Genomic DNA, 24,443 nt, shown 5'->3' on the forward strand with positions numbered 1-24,443 from the left:
GACCCGCCTATTCCGCGGCGGCGGGCATCGTCATGTCGCGCATCGCCTGGGCGGCGATCTCGAAGCTGCGCACCCGCTCCGCATGGCCGTGGATCTGGCCGGCGAGGATGACCTCGTCGGGCCGGTAGCGGGCCACCAGCGTCTCGATCCCCTCGGTCACCTGCTGGAGCGTGCCGCAGGCGGTGACGGCCTGGGTCGCCGCCACCATGGCGAGCGCGGCGGGGTCGAGATGATCCTCGATCCGGTCCACCGGCGCCGGCAGCTTGCCCGGCCGGCCCGAGCGCAGCCGCGCCATGCCGAGCTGCGACGAGGTGCGGATGCGCTTCGCCTCGGCCTCCGTCTCCGCGCCGAAGACATTGATCGCCAGCATGAAATGCGGGGCGTCGAGCTGGCCGGGCTGGAAATGCGCGCGGTAGACCTCCGCCGCCTGTTCGGCCAGCTGCGGCGCGAAATGCGAGGCGAAGGCGTAGGGCAGCCCCAGATGCGCGGCCAGCTGCGCGCCGTAGAGCGACGAGCCCAGCATCCAGATCGGCACCTTCGTGCCCTGCCCCGGAAAGGCGCGGACATGGGCGCCCGGATCGGGCTCGCCCAGATAGCGCATCAATTCCACCACGTCCTGGGGGAAGGTGTCGACCTGATCCATGCCGCGACGGAGCGCCCGGGCGGTGGCCATGTCGGTCCCCGGCGCCCGGCCGAGCCCCAGGTCGATGCGGTCGCCGTAGAGCGTCGCCAGCGTCCCGAACTGCTCGGCGATGATCAGGGGCGAGTGGTTGGGCAGCATCACCCCGCCCGAGCCGACCCGGATGGTCCTGGTCCCCCCCGCCACATGCCCCAGCAGGATCGCGGTGGCGGCGGAGGCGATGCCGGGCATGTTGTGATGCTCGGCCATCCAGTAGCGGGTGAAGCCCAGACGCTCGGCCTGGCGGGCGAGGTCGAGCGTGTTGCGGAAACTGTCGGCGGCCTCGAAGCCCTCGGGCACGGGGGCGAGGTCGAGCAGCGAATAGGGGATCATGCGGTCCCTCCCCGGAATGGTTCGTTGGCCTTAACATAGGGGCGCGGGCGCGCGGAGGCGAGGGGGCGCGCGCGGCGTCGACCGGAGGGAGCCGCGCGTCACCCCGCCCGCTTGCGGAAAAGAGGCGCCCGCGCGGCGCTGCGGCAGGGGCGCTTGCGGCGAGGGACGCGTGACGAAGAGGGCGCGCGCTCAGCCCACCGGAAAGCCGGTGGGCGGGCCGTCGAGGGAGCGGAAGGTCCTAGTCCGCCCAAAGGCCTCCAGCCCCTCGGCCCCCCCGGCGTCGGCCCGGTCCGGCAGCGCCGAGCGCTTCCCTGCATGGTCGACGTCCGACGCGCCGTAGCCGCGGGAGGTCAGCGCCCTGTCCACGTCCAGCCGCGCGATCTTGCGGGCGAACATCCAGTCCCCGCCGCCGGAACGCGAAACGCCCGTCCCGGGGCCGCCGGGACGGGCGCATGACGCGCGGTCGCCGCGGCGCCGCCCGGGCTTCAGCCCTTGGCGTTGTGGGCGGCGTCGGCGAGGGACTTGACGAAGGCCAGCACCTCGGCCGGGGACTGGCCGGCGCCGATCCGCTCCACGATGGCGGAGCCGACCACCACGCCGTCGGCGACCTTGGCGATCTCCGAGGCGCGCTCCGGCGTCTTGATGCCGAAGCCGACGCAGACCGGCAGGCCGCCCTGGGACTTGATCCGCGCGACCTCGGGGGCCACGGCGGCGGCCGTGGCCTCGGCGGCGCCGGTGATGCCGGTGATCGAGACGTAGTAGACGAAGCCCGACGTGTTCGAGAGCACCTTGGGCAGGCGCCTGTCATCGGTGGTGGGCGTCGCCAGGCGAATGAAGTTCAGCCCGGCCGCCTTGGCGGGAAGGCAGAGCTCGTCGTCTTCCTCGGGCGGCAGGTCAACCACGATCAGACCGTCGACGCCGGCGGATTTCGCCTCCGCCAGGAAGGTCTCCACGCCCATGGAATAGATCGGGTTGTAGTAGCCCATGATGACCACTGGGGTCTCATCATCGGTCTCGCGCAGGGCGCGGACCAGATCGAGCGTGCCCTGCAGGGTCATCCCGGCCTCGAGCGCCCGCTGACCGGCGAGCTGCACGGCGGGGCCGTCGGCCATCGGGTCGGTGAAGGGCAGGCCGAACTCGATCAGGTCGGCGCCCGCGGCGGGCAGGCCGCGGATGATCTCCAGCGAGGTCTCGCGGTCCGGATCCCCGGCCATCACGTAGGGCACGAAGGCGGCGCGCCCCTCGGCGGCGAGCTTCGCGAAGCGACGGTCGATGCGGGTCATGCGGGCCCTCTTGCCTCAGCCTCGCCGCCGCGCCCCTGGTTCGCGGGCGGGCGGCCGGTCGTCGGATCGGGCGAGGGCCGGAGGGCCCGCGCCGGGGTCGAACCCACCCCCGCGCGCGCTGACCGGGTCAGGCGGCGGCGGGGCGGGCGTGCGGGCCGGGACGCGCCCGGCCGCGCGGATCAATCGTCGTCGCGGAAGAACTTCTTCTCACGCGGGCGACCGTCCCAGCCGGTCTTGCCGCCGCGCGGGCCGCCGCGGTCGTCGCGCCCGGGCTTGCCGCCGAAGCCGCCGCCGTCGCGATCGTCCCGGTCGCCGCCGCGGTCATTGCGGTCGTTGTTGCCGCGATAGCCGCCGGGGCCGCCCCGGTCGTTGCGGTCGCCGCCGCGATGACCGCCGCCGAAGCCGCCCGGACGGCCGCCGCTGCGGTTGTCGTCGCTGCCGCGGAATTCCCACTTGTTCAGCAGCTTCTCGTCGAACGTATCGCGGCCGATACGCCCTTCATGGCACCACACGACGCTGACCTTGTCGGCATCGATGCTCTCGACGGCCATCCGCATGGAGCCGGAGATGAGGACGACCATGTCGCCCGTATTGAACTTCGCCACGTAACGTAACCTTCGATGCGCCCCGTCAGGGTCCTGCCCCGGGGCTTGGCTCTTCGTCCTCCCCGCGGACCCTTTCCGCGGGGCGGGACAGAATCAGATCGACGTCCCCAGCGCCTCGGCGACGGTGAAGATGTCCTTGTCGCCGCGCCCGCACATGTTCATCACCAGAAGCGAATCCTTCGGCAGGGTCGGAGCGAGCTTGGTCACATGCGCCAAGGCGTGCGCAGGTTCAAGCGCGGGGATGATGCCCTCGGTGCGACAGGATAGCTGGAAGGCGTCCAGCGCCTCCGCATCCGTGACCGAGACGTATTCGACCCGCTTGATGTCGTGCAGCCAGGAATGCTCCGGCCCGATGCCCGGATAGTCGAGCCCGGCGGAGATCGAGTGCCCCTCCAGAATCTGGCCGTCATCGTCCTGCAGCAGATAGGTGCGGTTGCCATGCAGCACGCCCGGACGCCCGCCGGTCAGCGAGGCCGCATGCTCCATCCGCTCATCGACCCCGTGGCCGCCGGCCTCGACGCCCACGATGCGCACGTCCTTGTCGTCGAGGAACGGGTGGAACAGGCCCATGGCGTTGGAGCCGCCGCCGATGCAGGCCACCAGCACGTCGGGCAGACGGCCCTCGGCCTCCTGCATCTGGGCCCTGGTCTCCTTGCCGATGATCGACTGGAAATCGCGGACCATGGCCGGATAGGGATGCGGGCCGGCGACGGTGCCGATGCAGTAGAAGGTGTCGTCGATATTGGTCACCCAGTCGCGCATCGCCTCGTTCATCGCGTCCTTGAGGGTCGCGCGGCCGGAGGTGGCGGGGATGACCTCGGCGCCCAGCAGGCGCATGCGGAACACGTTGGGCTTCTGGCGCTCCACATCCGTCGCGCCCATGTAGACCACGCATTTCAGGCCGAACTTGGCGCAGACCGTCGCGGTCGCCACGCCATGCTGGCCGGCGCCGGTTTCGGCGATGATGCGGGTCTTGCCCATGCGCCGCGCCAGCAGGATCTGGCCGAGCACGTTGTTGATCTTGTGCGCGCCGGTGTGGTTCAGCTCGTCGCGCTTGAGGTAGACCTTGGCGCCGCCGAGCTCTTCCGTCAGCCGCGGCGCGAAGTAGAGCGGGCTGGGCCGGCCCACATAGTGGGTCCACAGGTCGTCCATCTCCGCCCAGAAGGTCGGATCGGTCTTGGCCTTCTCGTATTCCGCCTCCAGGTCGAGGATCAGCGGCATCAGCGTCTCGGAGACGAAACGTCCTCCGTAGATGCCGAAGCGGCCGCGCTCGTCGGGTCCGGTGCGGAAGCTGTTGGCGCCGTCTGCAGTCATCTCGGCGATCTCCCCGTGGCTCACGCCGCGAGGTTTAGACCCCATGGCGCGCCGCGTCGAGAGGTTCCGCAGGCGGCGCGGGGCCTTTCAGAGCTTCATCTTGAACCCGGCATGGGACCGCGCGAAGCCCTGCGCCAGCCAGAAGCGATGCGCGTCGGGGCGGGCGAGGTCGGAGGTGAGCTGCACGAGCCGCGCGCCCTCGGCCTTCGCGAGCGCGATGGCGTGGGCGACCATCTTCGCTCCGACCCCGTGCGAGCGGTGGGAGAGCGCGACGCGGACATTCTCCATCTCCGCCCGGATGGCGCCCTTGTGGGACAGGCCGGGCATCAGGATCAGCTGCAGGCAGCCGACCACCGCGCCATGCCCGGCCTCGGCCACGATCAGGCGGTTGCCGGACTGGGCCTGGATGGCGCGGAACGCCTCCAGATAGGCGGGATCGTCATTGGCCCCCTCGCGCGCCGCCCCGATCGGGTCGTCGGCCAGCATGGCGGCGAGCTGGGGCACGTCCTCCTCCCGCGCATCGCGGAAGGTGAGGGCGTCGAGCGAGGGATGCGCGGGGTCGGTCACGAAGGGCTCCGGATCGGGGAGGTCAGGCGGCGGCGACGACGGTCCGGGCGGGGACATGGGCGTAGACCGCGCGCTCGAACGCCTCATAGGCGGCGACGGCCCCGGCGTCGAGGAAGGGGAGCTGCTGCATCATCAGCACGCCCGCCAGCCCCGCGGTCGGGTCGATCCAGTAATGGGTGTTCATCACCCCCGCCCAGCCGATGGAGCCCGCATTGCGCATCCCCGGAATCGCCTGCTCGTTGCGCATGAAGGCGAGCGTCCAGGTCTTCTCGACGCCGGGGAAGAACTCGATGCCCCCGCCATATTCCGGCCTGGCGGAGGCGGCGGGCTCCACCCGCAGGTCGCCGATGGCGTTCTCGCGCAGGCCGAGGATGGAGTCCGGGCCCAGGATGCGGGCGCCGTCCAGCTCTCCGCCCCGCAGAATCATCCGCAGGAAACGCGCGTAGTCCCCGCCCGAGCCGTTCAGCGCGTGGCCCATGCCGAAGAAATCCGGCGTGGGCGGCAGGTCCGCGTCGAGAATCCGCCAGCCCTCCGGCCCCGCGGCATGGACGGCCACCTTGCGGGCGGTCATGTCGGGGGAGAAGGTCACGTCGGTGGACCCCATGCCCAGCGGCCCGAGGATCTCGCGCTTGAGGAACCCCTCGATCCGCTCCCCGGCGATCTCCTCGACCACGAGGCCGAGCCAGTCGGTCGAGACCCCGTATTCCCAGCGCGCGCCGGGATCGAAATGCAGCGGGAAGGCGGGCAGCGAGGCGCGGCGGCCATGGGACATGCGCGGCGCGCCGGTGACGTCGATCAGGCGGGACTGGTCGGCGTTCCAGATGTCGTAGACCAGGCCGGAGGTGTGGGTCATCAGGTGGCGCACGGTGACCGGACGGGCCGGTGCGCGGTAGCGGGGCGCGTCGCCGTCCCAACCGTCGAACACCTGCAGCCGGGCGAATTCCGGCAGGATGTCCGCGACCGCGTCGTCGAGCGAGAGCAGGCCCTCGTCCACCAGCCGCAGCGCCGCGACCGAGCCGATGGCCTTGGTCATGGAGAACAGGCGGAAGACGCTGTCGGTCGTCATCCGCGCCGCTCCCCCGGCGGCGCGCAGGCCGTGGGCGGATTCGTGCAGCACGCCGTCGGCGTCGACCACGACGGCGACGCAGCCGACGGTGGCGCCCGCGGCGACCTGGGCGTCAAGCGCCCGCGATATCCCGGCGATCTCCGGCATCGCTCACCTCCCCATATGTGCGTCTTGCGACGTCTTGCCGAAGGATAGACCAGAGCCGGCCCCGCGCCCATAGCCAAGCGCAACCGTCGCGACCCGGAGACGGCGCCCCCCCGCGCCCCCGGTCCCGCGCGCCGCGGGCGCGAGGGCGCGGCCTGGCGCCCCCTCGACGCGGCGCCTCGGTCCCGACGGGACGCGCGGGCGGCGGGCGAGGGAGCGCCGCGACGACCCGGACGCAGGCCGCGGCCGGACGCCCGCGGCGCGCGGGACCGGGGGCGCGGGCGGAAAGGTCCGCGGTCCCACGGCATCACGAAACAGGAAGGTCTCAGGCCGGAACGGCGGCTCCGGCTGCGGCGCAGAAGGCCGCGATACGGTCCAGGTTCTTGACGCCCGGCGCGCTTTCCACCCCGCTGGAGACGTCGACCTGCGTCGCCCCGGTCAGCCGCGCGGCCTCGGTCACGTTGGCCGGGGTCAGCCCGCCCGCCAGCATCCAGGGCAGGCCCCAGCGCCGCCCCTGCAGCAGCCGCCAGTCGAAGGCGATGCCGTTGCCGCCCGGCAGCGCCGCGCCGGTCTTCGGGGGCTTCGCATCCACCAGCAGCTGATCCGCCGCCCGCGCATGTTCGGCGAGCGCGGGCAGGTCGCTCTCGTCCGCCACGCCCACCGCCTTCATCACCGGCAGCCCGTAGCGCGCGCGCACCTCCGCCACCCGCTCCGGGCTCTCGGCGCCATGCAGTTGCAGCATGTCCAGCGGCGCCGCCTCCAGCACCGCGTCCAGCGCCGCGTCCGAGGCGTTCACGCAGAGCAGCACCTTGCAGATCCCCGGCGGCGTCAGCGGCGCCAGCGCCGCGATGCCGGCGTCATCCAGGTGGCGCGGGGATCTGGGGAAGGAGACGAAGCCGACATAAGCCGCCCCCGCCGACGCGGCGGCGGCGAGCGCCTCCGGCGTGCGGAGGCCGCAGATCTTCACGCGAAGGCTCATGTCGGCGCTCTCCGAAGGTCCGGGGAGCCACGCCCCCCGCCCCGATCAGCCCTTGGTCAGGCCGAGAATGTCGTCGTCCTCTTCGCCGGCCTTGGCGGTGAGGCGCTTGTTCTCGCGGTCCAGCCGCTCGGCCTCGCGCTTGAAGCGGCGCTCGGCCTTGCGGTGGTCGGTCTCGCGCAGCATTTCGAGCACCAGCCCGATGACCACTCCGAGGAACACCGACAGGAACACCGCCAGATAGACCGGCAGCGTCACCGAGGTCGGCAGCCCTTCGGCCCCCGGCACGGTCACGCCCTCCGGCAACGCGCTGAGCGTCACCGGACCGCGATTCGCGATGGCCAGCAGGATGGCCGCGACGGCGACCACGATCAGAAACAGGTACTTGAGGTAGCGCACCGCGCTCTCCTGGCTGCGGACGGGTCCGTGGGCCGGACACGTCCGGCGCGGGCCTCAATCCTCGTCTTCGTCATCCGCATCGTCGCCGTTCAGGCGCAGGCGAAGTTCCTTGCCGGTCTTGAAGAAGGGCACATGCTTCTCCGGAACCGGCACGGATTCGCCCGTGCGGGGGTTCCGTCCCATTCTCGCATCCCGCTTCTTGACCGAAAACGCGCCGAAGCCGCGCAGCTCCACCCGATCCCCGCTCGCCAGAGCGCCCGCGATTTCGTCGAAGACCGTGGATACGATCCGCTCGACATCGCGGTGGTAAAGATGCGGATTTTCCTCGGTCAGGCGCTGGATCAGCTCCGACTTGATCATCCTCGTCCCCTCTGCCCGGCGATGGACCTCGCCTCCTCGTCCCTCGCCGCGCGATTCACTATTTCCGCTGCGATGCGAAAAGTCACATGCTTTCCGCGCTCAGCCGACAGCCTCATCGTTCATCTGAGTATTGAGAGGAGACGGACGCCCCCCGTCAACCGGCCAATGCCCATCTCACCCAGAACCGTGGCGCCTGCGACCTTCATATCCAGAAAATCCCTCAGCATGCTCACTTTTTCCGAGGGTTTTTCCACTTTCCGGGTCGGAAGGCCCGCATCGACTCCCTCGGAGGCGAGCCAGGCCCGCGCCGTCTCCAGCCCGCCGACCTCGTCGATCAGCCCCCGCTCCAGCGCCTGCCGGCCCGAGAACACGCGCCCGTCGGTGACGGCGACCAGCGCCTCCCCCTCCAGCCCGCGGCGGTCGCCGACCAGGCCGCGGAACCACTCATGCGCCTCGCCGATCATCCGGTCCTCCCATTCCGCGACCTGCGCGGGGGTGGCGGAGAAAGGCGAGGGCCGGGCCTTGTAGACGTCGGAGCGCCGCTCCGACACCTGCACGCCCACCAGGTCCATCAGGCCGCGGATGTCGACCTCCTGCTTGATGACCCCGATCGAGCCGGTGATGGTGTTGCCATGCGCCACGATCCGGTCGGCGGCGATGGCGGCGAGATAGCCGCCCGAGGCCGCGACCTCGCCCATCACCGCGATCACCGGCTTGACCTCGGCCACCTTGCGGATGGCCTCGTAAAGCGCCTCGGCCCCGGTGACGGTGCCGCCGGGGCTGTCGATGCGCAGCAGCAGGGCGGCGGCGTCCGGGTCGGAGGCCAGGTCGCGGATCAGCGCGTCCCGGTCGTCGTCCAGCACGATGATCCCGGTCAGGTCGTGACGGGCCACATAGGGCCCCGCAGGTTCGCCGTCGCCCGAGAAGAGCGCATAGGCGAAGAGCCCGAGGGCGAGAACGGCGACGACCCGCCAGAAGGTTATGAAGCGCAGCATGAAAGGGTCATCTCATGCGAAGGCCCGGGCGTCCAGCGATGACGCTGGGAGCCCGCGCATTTCGCCGCCCCCCAAGCCCCCCCGCGCGCGCCGGAGAGGGCATTCGGCGCGTCGGGCGCGAAATCGTATCGCAGGCTGTCGGGGTCCGCGGAGCCATGGTGGTTGCCCCCGTGCCCTCGACGCCCCGGATCGTCGCCGCCCCCGCCGAAATCGCCGTCGCGAAAGGACCGAGGCCGGGATGTTCCCAACCGCGTCCCGGAGCGTTCGACCGGACGCGCCCGCCCCCCATGTCGCGGACCGGATCCGATCACCCGACTGCGCTCCGCACATGGCGAATTGCCGTGGCATAACCCGCCGCGCGACCAGCGGGCGGAGACGAAAGCGGAGGCGGGGAAACCGGCCTGGATCGGCCGCGAACAGGGCCGCGCGCACGAAAAAGGCGCCCCGAAAGGCGCCTTTCCCCTGTTCCGAAGTCCGGAGGCCCGAGGGCCCCCGGGCGCGAGGATCACTCCTCGCGGGTCTTGAGCGCGGCGCCCAGGATGTCGCCCAGCGAGGCGCCCGAGTCGGAGGACCCGAACTGCTCGACGGCTTCACGCTCCTCGGCGATCTCGCGGGCCTTGATCGACATGCCCAGACGACGGGCGTTCTTGTCGATGTTGGTCACGCGGGCGTCGACCTTGTCGCCGACATTGAACCGCTCGGGGCGCTGGTCGCCACGGTCGCGGGCCAGGTCCGAGCGACGGATGAAGGCCTTCATGCCCTCATGCTCGACCTCGATGCCGCCGTCTTCGATCTTGGTGACCTCGACGGTCACGATCTCACCGCGCTTGATGCCGCCGGCGGTCGTGGTGAACGAGTCCTCGGAGAGCTGCTTGACGCCCAGCGAGATCCGCTCCTTGTCGATGTCCACGTCGAGCACCACGGCCTTGACCATGTCGCCCTTGGTGTACTCGGCCAGGGCCTGCTCGCCCGGACGGTCCCACTCCAGGTCCGACAGGTGGACCATGCCGTCGATATCGCCGTCCAGACCGATGAACAGGCCGAACTCGGTGATGTTCTTCACCTCGCCCTCGACCTCGGTGTTGGCCGGGTAGTTCTCGGCGAACAGCTCCCACGGGTTGCGCAGGCACTGCTTGAGGCCGAGCGACACGCGGCGCTTCACCGGATCGACGTCCAGCACCATCACTTCGACTTCCTGAGAGGTCGAAACGATCTTGCCCGGATGCACGTTCTTCTTGGTCCAGGACATCTCGGAGACGTGGACCAGACCCTCGACGCCCGGCTCCAGCTCCACGAAGGCGCCGTAGTCGGTGATGTTGGTGACGCGGCCCATCAGCTTCATGCCGGCCGGGTACTTGGCGTCGACGCCTTCCCACGGATCGGACTGCAGCTGCTTCATGCCGAGGGAGATGCGGTGCGTCTCCTTGTTGATCTTGACCACCTGGACCTTGAGGGTCTCGCCGATGTTCACGATCTCGGACGGGTGGTTCACGCGACGCCAGGCCATGTCGGTGACATGCAGCAGGCCGTCGACGCCGCCCAGGTCCACGAAGGCGCCGTAATCGGTGATGTTCTTCACCACGCCGTCGACCACATCGCCCTCGGTCAGACGCGCGACCACCTCGGCCCGCTGCTCGGCGCGGCTCTCTTCGAGCACGGCGCGGCGCGAAACCACGATGTTGCCGCGGCGGCGGTCCATCTTGAGGATCTGGAACGGCTGCGGGACGCCCATCAGCGGGGTGATGTCGCGCACCGGGCGCACATCGACCTGGGAGCCGGGCAGGAAGGCCACGGCGCCGCCGAGATCGACGGTGAAGCCGCCCTTGACGCGGCCGAAGATCTGGCCTTCGACGCGGCTGTCCTTGTCGGCGGCGGACTCGAGACGGTCCCAGGCCTCTTCGCGGCGGGCCTTGTCGCGCGACAGGACGGCTTCGCCCTTGGCGTTCTCGACGCGGTCCAGGTAGACCTCGACCTCATCGCCGACAGCGATCTCGGCTTCGCCGGGACGCTGGAATTCCTTGAGCTCGATCCGGCCTTCCATCTTGAAGCCGATGTCGACCAGAGCCTGGCCGTTGTCGATCGCGAGCACCTTGCCCCGAACGACGGCGCCCTCTTCGGGCATGTGGAGCTCGAAGCTTTCCTGAAGCAGGGCTTCGAAATCTTCCATGGTGGCTTGTGCCATATTCAGTATCTTCTCCGTTACACGATTATTCGGGCCAGCCGGTTGGTTCCGGCGGTCTTGGTCGGTGACGATGCGGCGGGGACGCAGACGCCGGGGACGAGCCTCGGCCGGAAGCACGCGAAGGCCCGGGGGTGGAGTCCCGAGCCTGCTCGATCAGCCTTCGCGTTTTCTTGTTATCAGCGCCGCCGCTTCGGCGATGGCCGCGTCTATAGTCAATTCCGTGGTATCGAGCAAGAGCGCGTCCGGCGCGCGCAGCATGGGCGCGTCGGCCCGGCCGGCGTCGCGGGCGTCGCGACGGGCGAGATCGCCGGCCACGTCCTCCAGCGTCAGGGCGGGGTCCTTCGCCGAAAGCTCCGCGAAACGGCGGGCGGCGCGGGCCGCGTCGGAGGCGGTGACGAACAGCTTCACGTCCGCATCCGGGCAGATCACCGTGCCGATGTCCCGCCCGTCCAGCACCGCGCCGGAGGGCCGGGCCGCGAATTCCCGCTGGAACTTCAGCAACGCGGCGCGGACCTCGGGAATCGCCGCGACGACCGAGGCGGCCTCGCCGGCGGGGCCGGTGCGCAGGCCCTCGGCCTCCAGGTCCTCGGCGCGCAGGGTCTCGGCGACCTCCACGGCGTGGTCGCGGTTCACGGCGCCGGCGCCTTCGCGCAGGGCGCGCAGGCCGGTGGCGCGGTAGAGCAGCCCGGTGTCGAGATGGGCGAAGCCGAAGCGGGCCGAAAGGGCGCGCGCGATGGTGCCCTTGCCGGCGGCGGCGGGTCCGTCGAGGGCGACGACGAAGCTCATGCGGCGGTCCTCCCTGGGGGGCATGGGGCGGGGCGGGCCGCGCTCATGCGGCGTCGTCCTCCGCGCCCATCGGGGCGCCCAGCGCGGCCATCAGCGGGCCGAAAGCGGGGAAGGAGGTCGCGATCGGCCCGGCGTCGTCCACGCCCACCGGGCGCCGGGAGGCGAGCCCCCCGACCAGGAAGGACATGGCGATGCGGTGATCGAGATGCGTGGCCACCGTGCCGCCGCCGGGCACGCCGTCGGCGCCCATGCCATGGACGGTGAGGCTGTCCTCGGTCTCCTCGATCCGCACGCCCATCGCCTCCAGCCCGCGGGCCACCGCGTCGATGCGGTCCGATTCCTTCACCCGCAGCTCCCCGATGCCGCGCATCACCGTCTTGCCCTCGGCGAAGGCGGCGGCGACGGCGAGGATCGGGTATTCGTCGATCATCGAGGGCGCGCGCTCGGGCGGCACCTCGACGCCCTTGAGCGCGGAGTAACGGGCCACGAGATCGGCCGCGGGTTCGCCGCCTTCCTCGCGGGACTGGCGGGCCTCCAGGTCGGCGCCCATCTCGCGCAGGGTCTGGATCAGGCCGGTGCGGGTCGGGTTCATGCCGATGCCGGGCAGCACGACTTCCGAGCCCTCGACCAGCAGCGCCGCCACCATCGGGAAGGCCGCCGAGGACGGGTCGCGCGGCACGGCGAGCGTCTGGGCGATCAGTTCCGGCTGGCCGGTGAGGCGGATCAGGCGCCCGCCGCCCTCGGCCTCCGCCACCTCGACCACCGCGCCGAAGCCGCGCAGCATCCGCTCGGTATGGTCGCGGGTGGCCTCGGGCTCGATCGCCTCGGTGATCCCCGGCGCGTTGAGCCCGGCCAGCAGCACCGCGGATTTCACCTGGGCCGAGGCCATGGGCAGCCGGTAGGAGACCGGGACCGGATCGGCGGCGCCCACCAGCGTCAGCGGCAGGCGCCCGCCGCGGCGGCCATGGGCCCGGGCGCCGAACAGGGCCAGCGGATCGGTGATCCGCCCCATCGGCCGGCGCCGCAACGAGGCGTCGCCGGTGAAGGTGGCGGAGATCGGCGTGGTCGCCATCGCCCCCATGATAAGCCGAACGCCGGTGCCGGAATTGCCGCAGTCGATCACGTCCTCGGGCTCGGCGAAGCCGCCGACGCCGACGCCGCGCACCGTCCATGCGCCGTCGCCGGTCCGGGTCACGGTCGCGCCGAAAGCCGCCATCGCGCGGGCGGTGTCGAGCACGTCCTGCCCTTCCAGCAGCCCGGTGATCCGGGTCTCGCCCACCGCCAGCGCGCCGAGGATCAGGGCGCGGTGCGAGACGGACTTGTCGCCGGGGATGATCGCCTCGCCCTTCAGCGCGCCGGCGGCGCGGGAGATGAGCGGTTGCGGGGCGCCGTGCGCGGACATGGCGATACACTCCTTTGCGCGGCCCCGTCGCCGAGGGCGCGCGGGCCGATCCGGGTTCGCCGTGGGCCTAGCCGATCGGAGGCGCGTCGTCCACCTTGGGCGCGGGTTCGGGTTCGGGTGCGGGGGCGGGCGCGGTCCCGGTCAGCCATCGCTCCGGGTTCTCGCAGGCGATGCGGTGGAACAGGTCGCGCCCCAGCGCGTGACGCAGCCGGATGGACAGCGAACGCTCGGGCAGCCGTTCCATCTCCGCCATGTAGAAGTCGGAGCCGAACAGCACCCGCGCGGCCACCTGCGCGTCGTCGAGGAACACCCGAAGCGCCGGGAAATTCTCGTCGAAATAGAAGATGGTGTAGGAGATGTCGGTGTAGAGATTGGCGTATTTCGGGTCGCCCATCATGTCGAGGATGGCGGTCAGCCAGTTCGCCTCCCGCAGGTCGGCCCGGTCAGGGTCCATCGGCTGTTCGAGATAGTCGCGCCAGTCGATCGCCCCGCCGAAATGCGCGAGGCACACCCGCAGGTCGGGGAAGGCCTCCATCACCGGCTTGAACGCGTGGGGGGAGGCGAAGCGCCGGGGCTCGGCCCCGCCGCGCCCGGCCCGCCAGGCCTCCTCCAGCCGGTCCAGACCGACATGCGAGACCCCGCCGCGGGAGCAATGCGAGATCACCGGCAGGTTCCGCTCGACGCAGAGCGGATAGACCTGCTCCATCAGCAGCGGGTGATCCGGCGGGAAGCCCAGCGGCGGGTAGAGCTTCAGGCCCCGGAACCCCATGTCGAAACAGCGTTTCACCTCGTCCACCCCCGCGAGCCCCCGGTCGGGATGGAAGGTGGCGAAAGGCAGGATCGTCCCCGCCAGGTCCGGCAGCGCGGCGATGCGGGCGAGCTCGTCATGCTGGGCCGGCAGATCCTCGGCCGGCCTGCCCTTGCCCATATGGGCCATGTCCATGGGCAGCACCACAAAGCGCGCGCCCCTGGGATAATAGCCGCGCACGGTGCGCAGGATCCCCTCCTGTCCGTTGTCGACCGACGAGATCGCGGCGAAGCGGGCGGCGCGCTCCAGCACGTCGCGATGGCGGAGCGGCAGCAGCCGCGGCAGGGTCCAGAGCAGCGCCTGGCGCACCGGCCTGGCCTTGAGCACGTTCAGCAGGCCGAAGCGGATATAGCGGTCGGGCACGTGCTCCATGGTGAACGCGTGGACGTGGCAATTGGTGATGGGCAAATCGGACATGGCTGCGCTCGCCTGATGCTGGACGTGGCGTCAGCCTAGCACGATCCCGCGGCCGCGGCGGAATCCCGCGCGCGGTTCGGCTGAAAGCCGCCCGGCGGCCCCGCGCCTCAGGGCGCGGCGCGAAGCGCGGGCGCGCGGCCGGACAGCCCGCTGCGGACCAGGCCGGAGACGAGCCAGGCCGCGAGGACCGCGCCGGCGCCGCGCACCGCCGCGGAGCGCAGGTCCCGCGCGCGGCGGGCCGCGGCGGCGTAGGGATCGGCGGCGGGACGGGCGAAGTCGAACTCGGTCATCGCATCAACTCCATTGATCCGGACGACACAGGGGCGTCATCTCCTGACCCCCAATATCCGCCCTGAACCGCTCGCCCGCAAACGAGCTTTATGCCAGGTTCAGACAAGTTCACCTGTTCCGAAGCCACACCGGACCCACCTGTCATGCCCGAGTCCGACCGCTTGCCGCCGCTGGGCGGACTGCGCGCCTTCGAGGCCGCCGCCCGCCACATGTCCTTCGCCAGGGCGGCCGATGAACTGCACCTCACCCCCGCCGCCCTGTCCTGGCGGATCCGCAAGCTGGAGGAGCATTTCGGCCAGCCCCTGTTCCGCCGCCTGAACCGCGCGATCAAGCTGACCGAGGCCGGCCGCGCCCTCCGCCCGGGGACCGAGGCCGGGTTCGCCGCCTTCCGCGACGCCCAGCGCGCGGTTCGGCGGCTGTCGGAGGATCGCCCGCTGGTGGTCACCGCCGGCCCCGCGCTGACCGCCAAATGGCTGGCCCCGCGCCTGTTCCGTTTCGCCGAAACGCATCCCGACATCGAACTGCGCTTCGTCGCCTCGCTGCGGATCATGGATTTCGACCGGGACGGCATCGACGCCGCCGTGCGGCTGAGCCAGTCGCCGCCGCCCGGCCTGACCGCGCGGGATCTCTGGGTGGACCGGCTGGTCCCGCTCTGCACGCCGGAGCGGGCCCGGACCCTGCGCCATCCGCGGGACCTCGCCGAGCACACGCTGCTGCATGACGACTCGCTGGCCCTGCTGGCGGGAAAGCCGGACTGGCCGGCCTGGCTGCGCGCCGCCGGGGTCGACGGCGGCGCGGGGGCGGTCGCCGGGGACCGCGGGCCGCGGTTCTCCCATGCCGATCACGCGATGGACGCGGCGCTCGACAATGCCGGCGTGGTGCTCGGGCGCTTCCTGGTCAGCGAGCGCGAATTGACGGCGGGACGGCTGGTCGCGCCCTTCGGGCTGACCCTGCCCCTGCCCGGCGTCTACCGGTTCGTCTGCCCGGAAGGGGCGGAGCGGGGGGGCGCGCTGGCGCGGTTCCTCGCCTGGCTCGAATCGGAAATGGCGGCGACGCGGACGGCGGTGCAGGCGATGTTTCCGGACATCGATTTCGCCGGCCCGGACAAGGAAAGGCGCGCGATCGGTTCGGACCGGAAACCAATTGCGCCGCAAAGCCCGCGAGAATGACCGATGGGCTCAACTTTGCGGCGCAATCGCCTCAATCACGTCGAACGCAGGACCCATTCGCCCCCCATCTTCACCCTCAAGAAGTTGGTTCCAGAGCTGCGACCGGGACGGCTTCCTCAGATCCGGCGCGTCGGCGTGATTGCCCCCCCTCTGACCGTCGGCGCGTCGGATCACCACCCCCCCTCCTCCCCGCCCGCCTTCGCGCCGTGACCGGACGCCCCCTTCGCATGCGCGCGCCCGCGTGACATGAGGGAGCGCCTGCAGCCGTTCCGGACCCCGCCCCATGCCTCACGCCATCGCCATCCGCCCCGCCCGCCATCCGGGCCCCGGAGCATGAGCGGGGACGCGGCGGCCGCGCGCCGGCTGGCCACGGGGGTCGGTTGCGGGGCGGTGGCGCTCTGGGCGCTGCTGGCGCTGTTCACCGTGCGCTCGGGCGCCGTGCCGCCGTTTCAGCTGACGGCGATGTGCCTGGCGCTGGGGGCCGGCGTCGGGCTGGTCTGGGCGCGGATCGGCGGGCGGCCGCTGGGGGCGGCGCTGGTCGGCGCGCTGCGCGGCGGGCCCCGGGCGCTGACGCTGGGGATCGGGGGGATCTTCGGCTACCACTTCTTCTACTTCACCGCCCTGCGCGGCGCGCCGGCGGCCGAGGCCGGGCTGATCGCCTATCTCTGGCCGCTGCTGATCGTCCTGTTCTCCGGCCTGCTGCCGGGCGAGCGGCTGCGCGCCCTGCACGTGATCGGCGCGCTGGTGGCGCTGGCGGGGGCGGCGCTGATCCTCGCGCCCGGGCTGGGGCCGGAGGGCTTCGCGCCCCGCCATGCCGCGGGCTTCGCGGCGGCGATTCTCTGCGCGTTGATCTGGTCGGGCTATTCGGTCCTGTCCCGGCGCATGGGCGAAGCCCCGACCGAAGCCGTCGCCGTCTACTGCGCCGCCGGCGCGATCCTGTCCGCGCTCGCGCATCTGGCGCTGGAGCGGACCGTCTGGCCCGCCGGCGCCGGCGAATGGGCGGCGGTGGCCGGGCTGGGGCTGGGGCCGCTGGGGCTGGCCTTCTATGTCTGGGATTACGGCGTGCGGCGGGGGGACATCCAGCTGCTCGGGGTCGCCGCCTATGCGGCGCCCCTGCTCTCGACCCTCGCGCTGGCGGCGGCGGGAGAGGCGGAGCTGACCGGCGCGCTGGCGCTGGCCGCGGCGCTGATCGCAGGCGGGGCGGCGCTGGCCGCGCTGGGGTCGCGCCGGGCGCCGGCGCCCGTTCCCGCCGAAGGATCGCCTCCCGCCAAAGGAAAAGGGGCCGCATAGGCGGCCCCCCTGTCGCGAACGGCCCCTTCAGGGCCATCGGGTCCGGCGGCTGTTCCCCGCGGCCCGATCGGGAGATCAGTGGATCGACGGACTGAGCCGCGTGATCTCCTCCTTGATCTTCAACTTTTCTCGCTTCATGCGCGCCAGCTCGAGATCATCGGCGGCGGGCCGGCGCTGCTCATCCTCGATGAGACGGGCCAGAGACTGATGCTTCTTCCTGAGCTCGGTGATGTGCCCGGCGAGGTTCATCGACGTCCTCCTTCCATGATGCGGTGACACCAATCTAAGCATTGGTCCGGCATCTCGTCATCCGTTTTTCACGGAAGCGTGTTGGTAAACGCACAAAAGTTCGCAAACTCAGCTTAACGAATGTTGCCCGAGCGCGCCCCCATTCCGCAATTAACGACCGATTAACGCTACTCAAGCGTTTGTTTCTTCTGGAATATCGCGCAAGCGCCCAGCGACGCCCGCGGCGCGCCCGCGAACCGCCCTCTCGGGGCGCGGCGCGCGGCGGCGACGGGCTCCGGCCCACCGGCGTCGAGAAGCCCCGGCGAGCGCGCACGCCGGACGCAACCGTGGCGCGAATCACCTGCCCCGGCCTTCCTCCCCGCCCGGCCCTATCCGCGGGGGCGGAGAGCGGTGCGCGACGGCTCAGCCCCGCGGCAGCGCCTGCTCCACCAACAGGGACCAGTAGGCCACGCCCAGCGGCGCGGCGCGATCGTCGAAGTCGTATTCGGGATGGTGCAGCGGCGCGCTGTCGCCATTGCCGATGAAGACGAAATTCGCCGGGACCACCTGGCCGAAAAAGGCGAAATCCTCGCCTCCCAGCACCGGGGTCGCGTTGGGGGTGACGTTCTCCGCCCCCACCAGCTCGGTCATCACCTGGACCGCGAAATCGGTGGCGCCGGGGTCGTTCCAGCACACCGGGTAGGCGTCGAGACCAAGCTGCGCGTCGACCTCCACCCCCATCGCCTCGCCGATCAGGCGGCACTGGCGCTCCATCTCGCCGATCAGCTGGGCGGCCAGCGTGTCGTCGAGCACCCGCACCGTGCCCCACAGCTCCGCCGAAGGCGGCAGGACGTTGTAGGCCGAGCCCGCGTGGAAACGGGTGATGGAGATCACCGCCGGGTTCATCGGGTCGCGTCGCCGCGAGATGATCGACTGGAAGGCGGTGACCAGCTGGCTCCCCGCCACGATCACGTCATCCGCCAGATGCGGCATGGCGGCGTGGCCGCCCTTGCCGCGCAGGGTGATGACGAAGCGGTCCGCATAGGCCAGCGCCGCGCCCGGCGCGGTGCCGAAGGTTCCCACCGGATCGCCGGGGGAGTTGTGCATGCCGAAGGCGGCGCGCACCGGCCAGCGCTCCAGCAGCCCGTCGTCGATCATCGCCTTGGCGCCGCCGCCGCCCTCCTCCGCCGGCTGGAACACGAAGACCACGGTGCCGGAGAAATTGCGGGTCTCGGCCAGGTGTTTCGCGGCGCCGAGCAGCATGGTCGTGTGCCCGTCATGGCCGCAGGCATGCATCTTGCCGGGCGCGGTCGAAGCCCAGGCCTTGCCCGTCGCCTCCATGATCGGCAGGGCGTCCATGTCGGCGCGGACCAGGATGCGGCGCCCGGCCCCCTCCGCGGGGCCGTCGGCGCCATGCAGGATGCCCACCACGCCGGTCCTGCCGACCCCGGTCTCCACCGCGTCGAAGCCGAACCCCTTCAGCTTTTCGGCCACCACGCCGGCGGTGCGGACCTCTTCGTAATTCAGCTCGGGATGCATGTGCAGGTCGCGCCGCCATTCGGTCAGCTCGGCTTCCAGCGCCATGATCGAGTTGGGGATGGGCTTGTTCATGCCGGGGCTCCGGTCGCGGGCGGCCGCGGTCGAGGCGCGGCGCGTCTCCAGGGGGTAGGGCCGCGCGGGCGGGAGCGCGGCGCGGCGGTCCAGGTCGAGAGGTCCGGCGTCGCGCGGCGCGGCGACCGCGCGGGCCGGGAGATCGTCTCTCTCCTTGACATGGCACGGGCCATCGTGCGGCGCCAGCGGCGCGATCGGCGAAAACCCGCGCGCGGGCGCATCACCGGGTCGGGAGCGTCGCGGTCGCCGCGCGGAGGCGCCCCGGTCCGGTCGCCGGGATCGAAACGCCGCGTTTCCGCGCGCGGTCCGCTCCGGCGGCCCGCGGCCGGCTCATCCCTCCGATCCGGGACGAAGCTCGCCTCCCAGCCCGTTTTCGCGCAGGATCGCGCGCGCCATGAACGCATCCGACCGCGCGCAGACCAGTCGGCGCGGCAGCACGCCCAGGCTGCCCTCGAGGACGCTCGTATGGACGTCGTATTCGAAGCAGACTATATCCTCGCCACGCAGCAGGGCCGTGGCGAAGGCGATCACTGTGGGATCGTTGGTGCGGATGAGTTCTTCCATGTCTCGACGCATAGCCCGGCCCCGAGGCGTCCGTCGAGTGCGCCCCGCGGCGCAGCCTGACCCCGAGTTTCGCCGGCGCGCGGCCTCCGTTCGCGCCGGCGCCCGATGACCAAGACCTCCGCCGAAGGATCCGCCCGCCCGTGACCGCGCCCGCCGCCCCCGCCCGCAGCCAAGCCGGCCCCGCCCCGCAGGACGCGTTCTCCCGGTTGCAGGCGCTGGTCGCCGAGGACATGGGGCGGGTCAATCACCTGATCGCGACCCGCATGGCCTCCGAGCACGCGCCGCGCATCCCCGAGATCACCCGCCACCTGGTCGAGGCCGGCGGCAAGCGCCTGCGCCCGATCCTGACGCTGGCCGCCGCCCGCCTGTGCGGCTACGAGGGCGAGCATCACGTCCTGCTGGCCGCGACCGTGGAGTTCATCCACACCGCCACCCTGCTGCATGACGACGTGGTTGACGAAAGCGCCCAGCGGCGCGGGCGCCCCACGGCGAACCTGTTGTGGGACAACAAGTCCTCCGTGCTGGTCGGGGACTTCCTGTTCTCGCGGTCCTTCCAGTTGATGGTCGAGGCCGACAGCCTGCGGGTTCTGGCGATCCTCGCCGACGCCTCGGCCGTGATCGCGGAGGGCGAGGTCATGCAGCTCGCCACCGCCAATGACCTCTCCACCGGCGAGGACGCCTATCTGCGCATGATCCACGGCAAGACCGCGGCGCTGTTCGCGGCGGCCTCGGAGGTCGGCGGCGTGATCGCGGAGGCCGAGGAAAGCCGGATCGAGGCCCTGCGCGCCTACGGCCAGGCGCTGGGCATGGCCTTCCAGATCGTGGACGACCTGCTGGATTACGGCGGCAGCTCCGCGGCGCTGGGCAAGAATGTCGGCGACGATTTCCGGGAGGGGAAGGTGACGCTGCCGGTGCTGCTGGCCGCCGCCGCCGCCCCTGACGACGCCGCCCGCGACTTCTGGGTGCGGGTGATCGAGCGGCGGGAGCAGGGCGAGGACGACCTCCCCCACGCGCTTGAGCTGATGCGCGCTTCCGGCGCGCTGGCGGAGACCGAGGCACGCGCCCGCGCCTATGCCGAGGAGGCCCGCGCCGCGCTGGCCCCCTTCCCCGCCTCGCCCCTGCGGGAGGCGCTGGCCGACGTGGTGGATTTCGTGGTGTCCCGCCTGAACTGAGGCGAGTCAGCGGATCGGTGCGGGGGCGGGGGTCGGCGCGACCGCCCCGGCCTCCGCCCACATCCCCGCCTCGCGCAGCGCCTGCGCGGCGGCGAGCGCCGGCTTCTCCCGCGCGAACAGCCCGAAGCAGGTGGCGCCGCTGCCCGACATGCGCGCCTGCAGGACGCCCGGCGCGGCAGCGAGCGCGTCCAGCGTCGCGCCGACTTGCGGGGTCACCTCGCGGGCCGGGGCCTCCAGCATGTTCGACGTCCCCGCCAGGGCTGCGACGAGCGCCGCGGCGTCGGCATATCCCTCCGCGGCCCATGCCGCCGCCCGCCCGTCGCGATGGGCGAGCCGCCCGAACACCGCGCCGGTGGGCGTGGCGACGCCGGGATTGGCCAGCACCAGCCAGAAGCGCGGCAGCGCCGGGGCGGGGCTCAGGACCTCACCGATCCCCGACATGACCAGCGCGCGGGGCGCATGGACGCAGACCGGGATGTCGGCGCCGAGCCCCAGCCCGATCTCCGCCAGCACCGATCGCGGATAATCCAGCCCCCACATACGGTTGAGCAGCCGGAGCGCCGCCGCCGCATCCGCCGACCCGCCGCCGATGCCCGAGGCCACCGGCAGCCGCTTCACCAGCCGCAGCGCCGCGCCCGCGGGCTGGGCGCCCTCCCGCGCGGCGCGGGCGGCCAGCGCCTCGGCGGCGGCGATCACCAGGTTGTCGGCCCCGGCGGAGAGCCCCGCCCCGAACGGGCCGTCGAGGCTCAGCGACAGGGCGCGCGCCGGCTCCGCCTCCAGCAGGTCGGCGATGTCGGGGAAGACGACGAGCGAATCCAGCAGGTGCAAGCCGTCCGGCCGCCGCCCGAGCACGTGGAGATGCAGGTTGACCTTGGCGCGGGCGGGCTCCGACCACGCGGCCCCGCCCCTCGCCTCCGCCCTGGTCCCGGCGGCGGCCTCAGCCGCCATTGGCGGAGGGCGTCGCCGGATCGGCTTCGGGGGCCGCGGCGCTGGCGCCGGCCGCCGCCTCCTCCTTCAGCACCACGTCCAGGCCGCGGTCCAGCTTGGCGCGGATCCGCTCCAGGTCCTTCTCGGTCGGCTCGAAGCTGATCGCCCGGCGCCACTGGAAGCGCGCCTCCCGCTTGCGCCCGACCATCCACAGCGCGTCGCCGAGATGGTCGTTGATGATCGGATCGGTGGGCATCAGCTCCACCGCCCGCTCCAGGTGCGGGGCGGCTTCCTCGTATTTGCCGATGCGGTAGAGCACCCAGCCCAGAGAGTCGGTGATGTAGCCGTCCTCGGGCTTCTGCTCGACCGCCTTTTCGATCATGGCCTGGGCCTCGTCGAAGTTGCGGGAAAGCTCGACCCAGGAATAGCCGAGATAGTTCAGCACCATCGGCTGATCGGGCTCAAGCTCCAGCGCCTTCTTGAAGTCGGCTTCGGCCTGTTCCCACTGGCCGGCGCGCTCATGCGCGATGCCGCGGCGGTAGAAGATCGACCAGTGCTGGCGGACCACCGGGTCGATCAGCGCCATGGCGGAGTCATAGGCCTCGATCGCCTCGGGCCAGCGCTCGGCCTTGCTGAGCGCCTGGGCGAGCGTGAGCTGCACCTCCAGATCGCCCGGATGCGCGCCGGCCAGCGCGTCGAGCACGATCACCGCGTCATCGTCCCGGTCCAGCGTCAGCAGCGCGTCGGCGCGGCTGAGTTCGGCCGTCAGGAAGATCGCGGAGCCGCGGGGGACCATCCGGAAATCCTCGATCGCGGCTTCGTGCTGGCCCTGCGAATCCAGCAGGCGGCCGGCGAGCACCCGCACCTCCTGCAATTCGGGGCGCAGCGACAGCGCGATGCGGGCGTAGAGCAGCGCCACCCCGGCGCCGCGTTCGGTGCCCAGCGCGGTGGCGATGGAGAACAGCGCCTCCGCCGCGCCTTCGCGGGCGTTGGAGACCAGCAGCGCGGGGGGCTCTCCCCGGTCGAACCGGGCGAGTTCCTGCGCCGCCTCGACGAAGCCCGGCGCGGCGTTGGCGTAGACCTCGCGGGCCCGGTCGGTTTCGCCCAGCGTCTCCAGCGCCCAGCCCAGCGCCAGCGCCGGACGCCCGGCCGAGGCGGCGCCGGCCTTGAAGGCGGCCTCCAGCGCCTCGCGCGCGCCGTCGGCGTCGCCCAGCGCGGCGCGGGCGAGCCCCAGGTGATAGCTGCCGAACAGCTCCGCCGCGCGTTCGCCGCGCAGGGCGGAGAAGGCGGCCTCCATCGCGTCGCGGTCGCCGCGGCCCATCTCGGCCCAGCCGCGCAGCAGGCCGGTGACCAGCGGCGACATGCGGCCGTCATCCACGCCCAGCCGCTCGGCCGCATCGTCGAAGGCGCCCGAGGCGATGTCGTCGGCCACCAGCGTCAGCGCGGCGAGCTGGTGGACGGGATCGGCGGCGGCGATGCGCTCGGCGATGGCGGCGGCGCCGCGCAGGTCGCCGGTCAGCAACTTGAAGGTCATCGCCCGGTCGCGCAGGTCGGCGTCGCCGGGATCGCGGGCCAGCGCGGCGGAGAAGAAGCGCGCGGCCTCGTCGTAGTCATTGCGCGCGGCGGCGGATCGGCCGGCCAGATAGGCGCCGGACAGGGACGTCGCCGCAGCCTCCTGCGCGAAGATCCCGAGGGTCAGCGCCGCGAACGCGGCCCTGAACGCGACGGTTTGGGCTCGGTGCGTCACGGCGTCCGGTCCTCCGGCTGGGTGGCGGCTGTCATCGCCCCTACATACTGCGCCGCAGCGCCATAGCCAACGCCGCCGGCCAGGGTTTTTTGCGCGCAGTCCGCGCAACTTTTCGCGCGCAGGTTCCCCAAACACGCCCGAGCGGCGCCCAAATTTGAACACTGGCTGACGATCATGTAGCGTCGACACGCGGAAACGCGAGGCGCTACGGAACAGACATGACGCTTTGGATACGCATCAACATCGGCGCTTCGGCCGTGGCGCTGGCTATCTTGGCCGCGGCGGCCGCGACGCCCGCGCTGGCCGCGCAGGAGACCTTCGTGACCTCCGCCGGCAAGCGGGTGACCCTGACGCCGGCGCGCCAGATGGGCTGCGGCGCCATGGCCCGCAAGATCGAGGAAATCGACTCCACCGGCTATCGCGGGCGCAATCCGCAGCCGATCGATCCCGCCGACCAGCGCCTGTTCAAATACGAGACCGCGGTCTCCAACCGCTATTATTCCCGCTGCCGCATCGTCGGCCCGGTCGGCACCGCGACCGAGGTCCTGCGCAGCGGTTTCCGCAAGAGCGGCCCCGGCGAGTGACATGATCCGCGCCCTGCCCGCCGCGGGTCTCGGGGTCACCGCGCTCGCCGCGGCCCTCGCCTTCGCCCTCGACCAGATCACGAAATGGTGGATTCTCGGACCGCTCGACCTGCGCGCGGTGGGCATACTCGACATCTGGCCGCCCTTCCTGCGCTTCACCATGGCCTGGAACACCGGGGCCAATTTCGGGCTCGGCGCCGACATGGGCCGCGACGTGTGGATCGGGCTGGCGCTGGCGATCTCCCTGGCGCTGCTGGTGTGGTCGACGCGGATGCGCTCGTCCTGGCGGCGCGCCGCGGTGGGCATGCTGATCGGAGGCGCGCTGGGCAACGCGCTGGACCGGGCGCTGCACGGCGCCGTGGTCGACTTCCTGAACATGAGCTGCTGCGGGTTCCACAACCCCTACGCCTTCAACCTGGCCGACGTCTTCATCTTCGCCGGCGCCGCCGGCTTGATCCTGCTCGACGGTTCTGACAATCAGAGCGTCTGACCGGCGCCGCCGGCCCGGCCCCCAGACGGGCCGACAGGGTACTTCGGGAGGTCC

The 24,443-nt window shown here is 71.7% G+C and carries 26 protein-coding genes; 5 read left to right on the forward strand and 21 right to left on the reverse strand.

Annotated elements, in window-relative coordinates; translation table 11 throughout:
- Positions 1–7: 7 nt before the first annotated feature.
- From BLV24_RS07515 to BLV24_RS07590, 16 genes are all read right to left on the reverse strand, one after another.
- A complete protein-coding gene (locus BLV24_RS07515) occupies positions 8–1,009 on the reverse strand; it encodes an LLM class flavin-dependent oxidoreductase (RefSeq protein ID WP_425426087.1) in 1,002 nt (333 codons plus the stop codon).
- Positions 1,010–1,201: 192 nt separating this feature from the next.
- Positions 1,202–1,408, reverse strand: a complete 207-nt coding sequence (locus tag BLV24_RS07520) for a hypothetical protein (RefSeq protein WP_092680561.1) — start codon at positions 1,406–1,408, stop codon at positions 1,202–1,204.
- Positions 1,409–1,497: 89 nt separating this feature from the next.
- Positions 1,498–2,295, reverse strand: a complete 798-nt coding sequence (gene trpA / locus BLV24_RS07525; RefSeq protein WP_092680562.1) for a tryptophan synthase subunit alpha — start codon at positions 2,293–2,295, stop codon at positions 1,498–1,500.
- Positions 2,296–2,474: 179 nt separating this feature from the next.
- Positions 2,475–2,900 (reverse strand): hypothetical protein, encoded by a 426-nt coding sequence (locus BLV24_RS07530; RefSeq protein ID WP_092680563.1) that lies wholly within the window; start codon positions 2,898–2,900, stop codon positions 2,475–2,477.
- 93 nt (positions 2,901–2,993) lie between these two features.
- Positions 2,994–4,214: a tryptophan synthase subunit beta gene (trpB, locus tag BLV24_RS07535; RefSeq protein WP_092680564.1), complete on the reverse strand. Its 1,221-nt coding sequence runs from the start codon at positions 4,212–4,214 to the stop codon at positions 2,994–2,996.
- Between the two features lie 87 nt (positions 4,215–4,301).
- A complete protein-coding gene (locus BLV24_RS07540) occupies positions 4,302–4,781 on the reverse strand; it encodes a GNAT family N-acetyltransferase (protein WP_245710447.1) in 480 nt (159 codons plus the stop codon).
- A gap of 22 nt (positions 4,782–4,803) precedes the next feature.
- Positions 4,804–5,994 carry a serine hydrolase domain-containing protein gene (locus BLV24_RS07545; RefSeq protein WP_092680566.1) on the reverse strand — a complete coding sequence of 397 codons (1,191 nt, stop codon included), beginning with the start codon at positions 5,992–5,994 and terminating at the stop codon, positions 4,804–4,806.
- 322 nt (positions 5,995–6,316) lie between these two features.
- Positions 6,317–6,970: a phosphoribosylanthranilate isomerase gene (locus BLV24_RS07550; RefSeq protein ID WP_092680567.1), complete on the reverse strand. Its 654-nt coding sequence runs from the start codon at positions 6,968–6,970 to the stop codon at positions 6,317–6,319.
- Between the two features lie 45 nt (positions 6,971–7,015).
- Entirely contained in the window at positions 7,016–7,366 is a 351-nt protein-coding gene (locus tag BLV24_RS07555) for a LapA family protein (RefSeq protein ID WP_092680568.1), read from the reverse strand.
- Positions 7,367–7,420: 54 nt separating this feature from the next.
- The gene (ihfB, locus tag BLV24_RS07560) at positions 7,421–7,726 is read right to left on the reverse strand and encodes an integration host factor subunit beta (RefSeq protein ID WP_092680569.1); all 306 of its coding nucleotides are present in this window, start codon (positions 7,724–7,726) and stop codon (positions 7,421–7,423) included.
- A gap of 119 nt (positions 7,727–7,845) precedes the next feature.
- Positions 7,846–8,721 carry a signal peptide peptidase SppA gene (gene sppA, locus BLV24_RS07565; protein WP_092680570.1) on the reverse strand — a complete coding sequence of 292 codons (876 nt, stop codon included), beginning with the start codon at positions 8,719–8,721 and terminating at the stop codon, positions 7,846–7,848.
- 505 nt (positions 8,722–9,226) lie between these two features.
- Positions 9,227–10,903, reverse strand: coding sequence for a 30S ribosomal protein S1 (gene rpsA, locus BLV24_RS07570; RefSeq protein WP_092680571.1), 1,677 nt, complete (start codon positions 10,901–10,903; stop codon positions 9,227–9,229).
- A 153-nt stretch (positions 10,904–11,056) separates the two neighbouring features.
- A complete protein-coding gene (gene cmk, locus BLV24_RS07575) occupies positions 11,057–11,689 on the reverse strand; it encodes a (d)CMP kinase (RefSeq protein WP_092680572.1) in 633 nt (210 codons plus the stop codon).
- Between the two features lie 43 nt (positions 11,690–11,732).
- Positions 11,733–13,091 carry a 3-phosphoshikimate 1-carboxyvinyltransferase gene (gene aroA / locus BLV24_RS07580; protein WP_092680573.1) on the reverse strand — a complete coding sequence of 453 codons (1,359 nt, stop codon included), beginning with the start codon at positions 13,089–13,091 and terminating at the stop codon, positions 11,733–11,735.
- Positions 13,092–13,158: 67 nt separating this feature from the next.
- Positions 13,159–14,316: an amidohydrolase family protein gene (locus tag BLV24_RS07585; protein ID WP_092680574.1), complete on the reverse strand. Its 1,158-nt coding sequence runs from the start codon at positions 14,314–14,316 to the stop codon at positions 13,159–13,161.
- A gap of 107 nt (positions 14,317–14,423) precedes the next feature.
- A complete protein-coding gene (locus BLV24_RS07590) occupies positions 14,424–14,606 on the reverse strand; it encodes a hypothetical protein (RefSeq protein WP_092680575.1) in 183 nt (60 codons plus the stop codon).
- 144 nt (positions 14,607–14,750) lie between these two features.
- Between BLV24_RS07590 and gcvA the strand changes: the two genes are divergently transcribed.
- The gene (gene gcvA / locus BLV24_RS07595; RefSeq protein ID WP_092680576.1) at positions 14,751–15,776 is read left to right on the forward strand and encodes a transcriptional regulator GcvA; all 1,026 of its coding nucleotides are present in this window, start codon (positions 14,751–14,753) and stop codon (positions 15,774–15,776) included.
- A 333-nt stretch (positions 15,777–16,109) separates the two neighbouring features.
- The gene (gene yddG, locus BLV24_RS07600) at positions 16,110–17,066 is read left to right on the forward strand and encodes an aromatic amino acid exporter YddG (protein ID WP_092680577.1); all 957 of its coding nucleotides are present in this window, start codon (positions 16,110–16,112) and stop codon (positions 17,064–17,066) included.
- Positions 17,067–17,141: 75 nt separating this feature from the next.
- Here yddG and BLV24_RS07605 read toward each other — a convergent pair whose 3' ends face one another.
- The 3 genes from BLV24_RS07605 to BLV24_RS07615 form a co-directional block, all read right to left on the reverse strand.
- The gene (locus tag BLV24_RS07605) at positions 17,142–17,315 is read right to left on the reverse strand and encodes a YdcH family protein (RefSeq protein WP_092680578.1); all 174 of its coding nucleotides are present in this window, start codon (positions 17,313–17,315) and stop codon (positions 17,142–17,144) included.
- A gap of 402 nt (positions 17,316–17,717) precedes the next feature.
- The gene (locus tag BLV24_RS07610; RefSeq protein WP_092680579.1) at positions 17,718–18,905 is read right to left on the reverse strand and encodes a M20 aminoacylase family protein; all 1,188 of its coding nucleotides are present in this window, start codon (positions 18,903–18,905) and stop codon (positions 17,718–17,720) included.
- Between the two features lie 330 nt (positions 18,906–19,235).
- Positions 19,236–19,469: a putative signal transducing protein gene (locus BLV24_RS07615; protein ID WP_092680580.1), complete on the reverse strand. Its 234-nt coding sequence runs from the start codon at positions 19,467–19,469 to the stop codon at positions 19,236–19,238.
- Between the two features lie 230 nt (positions 19,470–19,699).
- On the opposite strand from BLV24_RS07615, the gene BLV24_RS07620 reads away from it, so the two are divergent.
- A complete protein-coding gene (locus tag BLV24_RS07620; protein WP_092680970.1) occupies positions 19,700–20,641 on the forward strand; it encodes a polyprenyl synthetase family protein in 942 nt (313 codons plus the stop codon).
- 6 nt (positions 20,642–20,647) lie between these two features.
- Here BLV24_RS07620 and BLV24_RS07625 read toward each other — a convergent pair whose 3' ends face one another.
- On the reverse strand, positions 20,648–21,589 hold the full coding sequence (locus tag BLV24_RS07625) for a 4-(cytidine 5'-diphospho)-2-C-methyl-D-erythritol kinase (RefSeq protein WP_092680581.1): 942 nt from the start codon (positions 21,587–21,589) through the stop codon (positions 20,648–20,650).
- Positions 21,579–23,315, reverse strand: coding sequence for a tetratricopeptide repeat protein (locus tag BLV24_RS07630; protein WP_092680582.1), 1,737 nt, complete (start codon positions 23,313–23,315; stop codon positions 21,579–21,581). The genes BLV24_RS07625 and BLV24_RS07630 overlap by 11 nt, the downstream gene beginning before the upstream one ends.
- A gap of 218 nt (positions 23,316–23,533) precedes the next feature.
- Here BLV24_RS07630 and BLV24_RS07635 point away from each other — a divergent pair, with 218 nt between their 5' ends.
- On the forward strand, positions 23,534–23,899 hold the full coding sequence (locus BLV24_RS07635) for a hypothetical protein (RefSeq protein WP_092680583.1): 366 nt from the start codon (positions 23,534–23,536) through the stop codon (positions 23,897–23,899).
- A gap of 1 nt (position 23,900) precedes the next feature.
- On the forward strand, positions 23,901–24,389 hold the full coding sequence (lspA, locus tag BLV24_RS07640; RefSeq protein WP_092680584.1) for a signal peptidase II: 489 nt from the start codon (positions 23,901–23,903) through the stop codon (positions 24,387–24,389).
- Positions 24,390–24,443 lie beyond the last annotated feature (54 nt).

The sequence above is a fragment of the Albimonas donghaensis genome, from assembly GCF_900106695.1.
GTDB lineage: Bacteria > Pseudomonadota > Alphaproteobacteria > Rhodobacterales > Rhodobacteraceae > Albimonas > Albimonas donghaensis.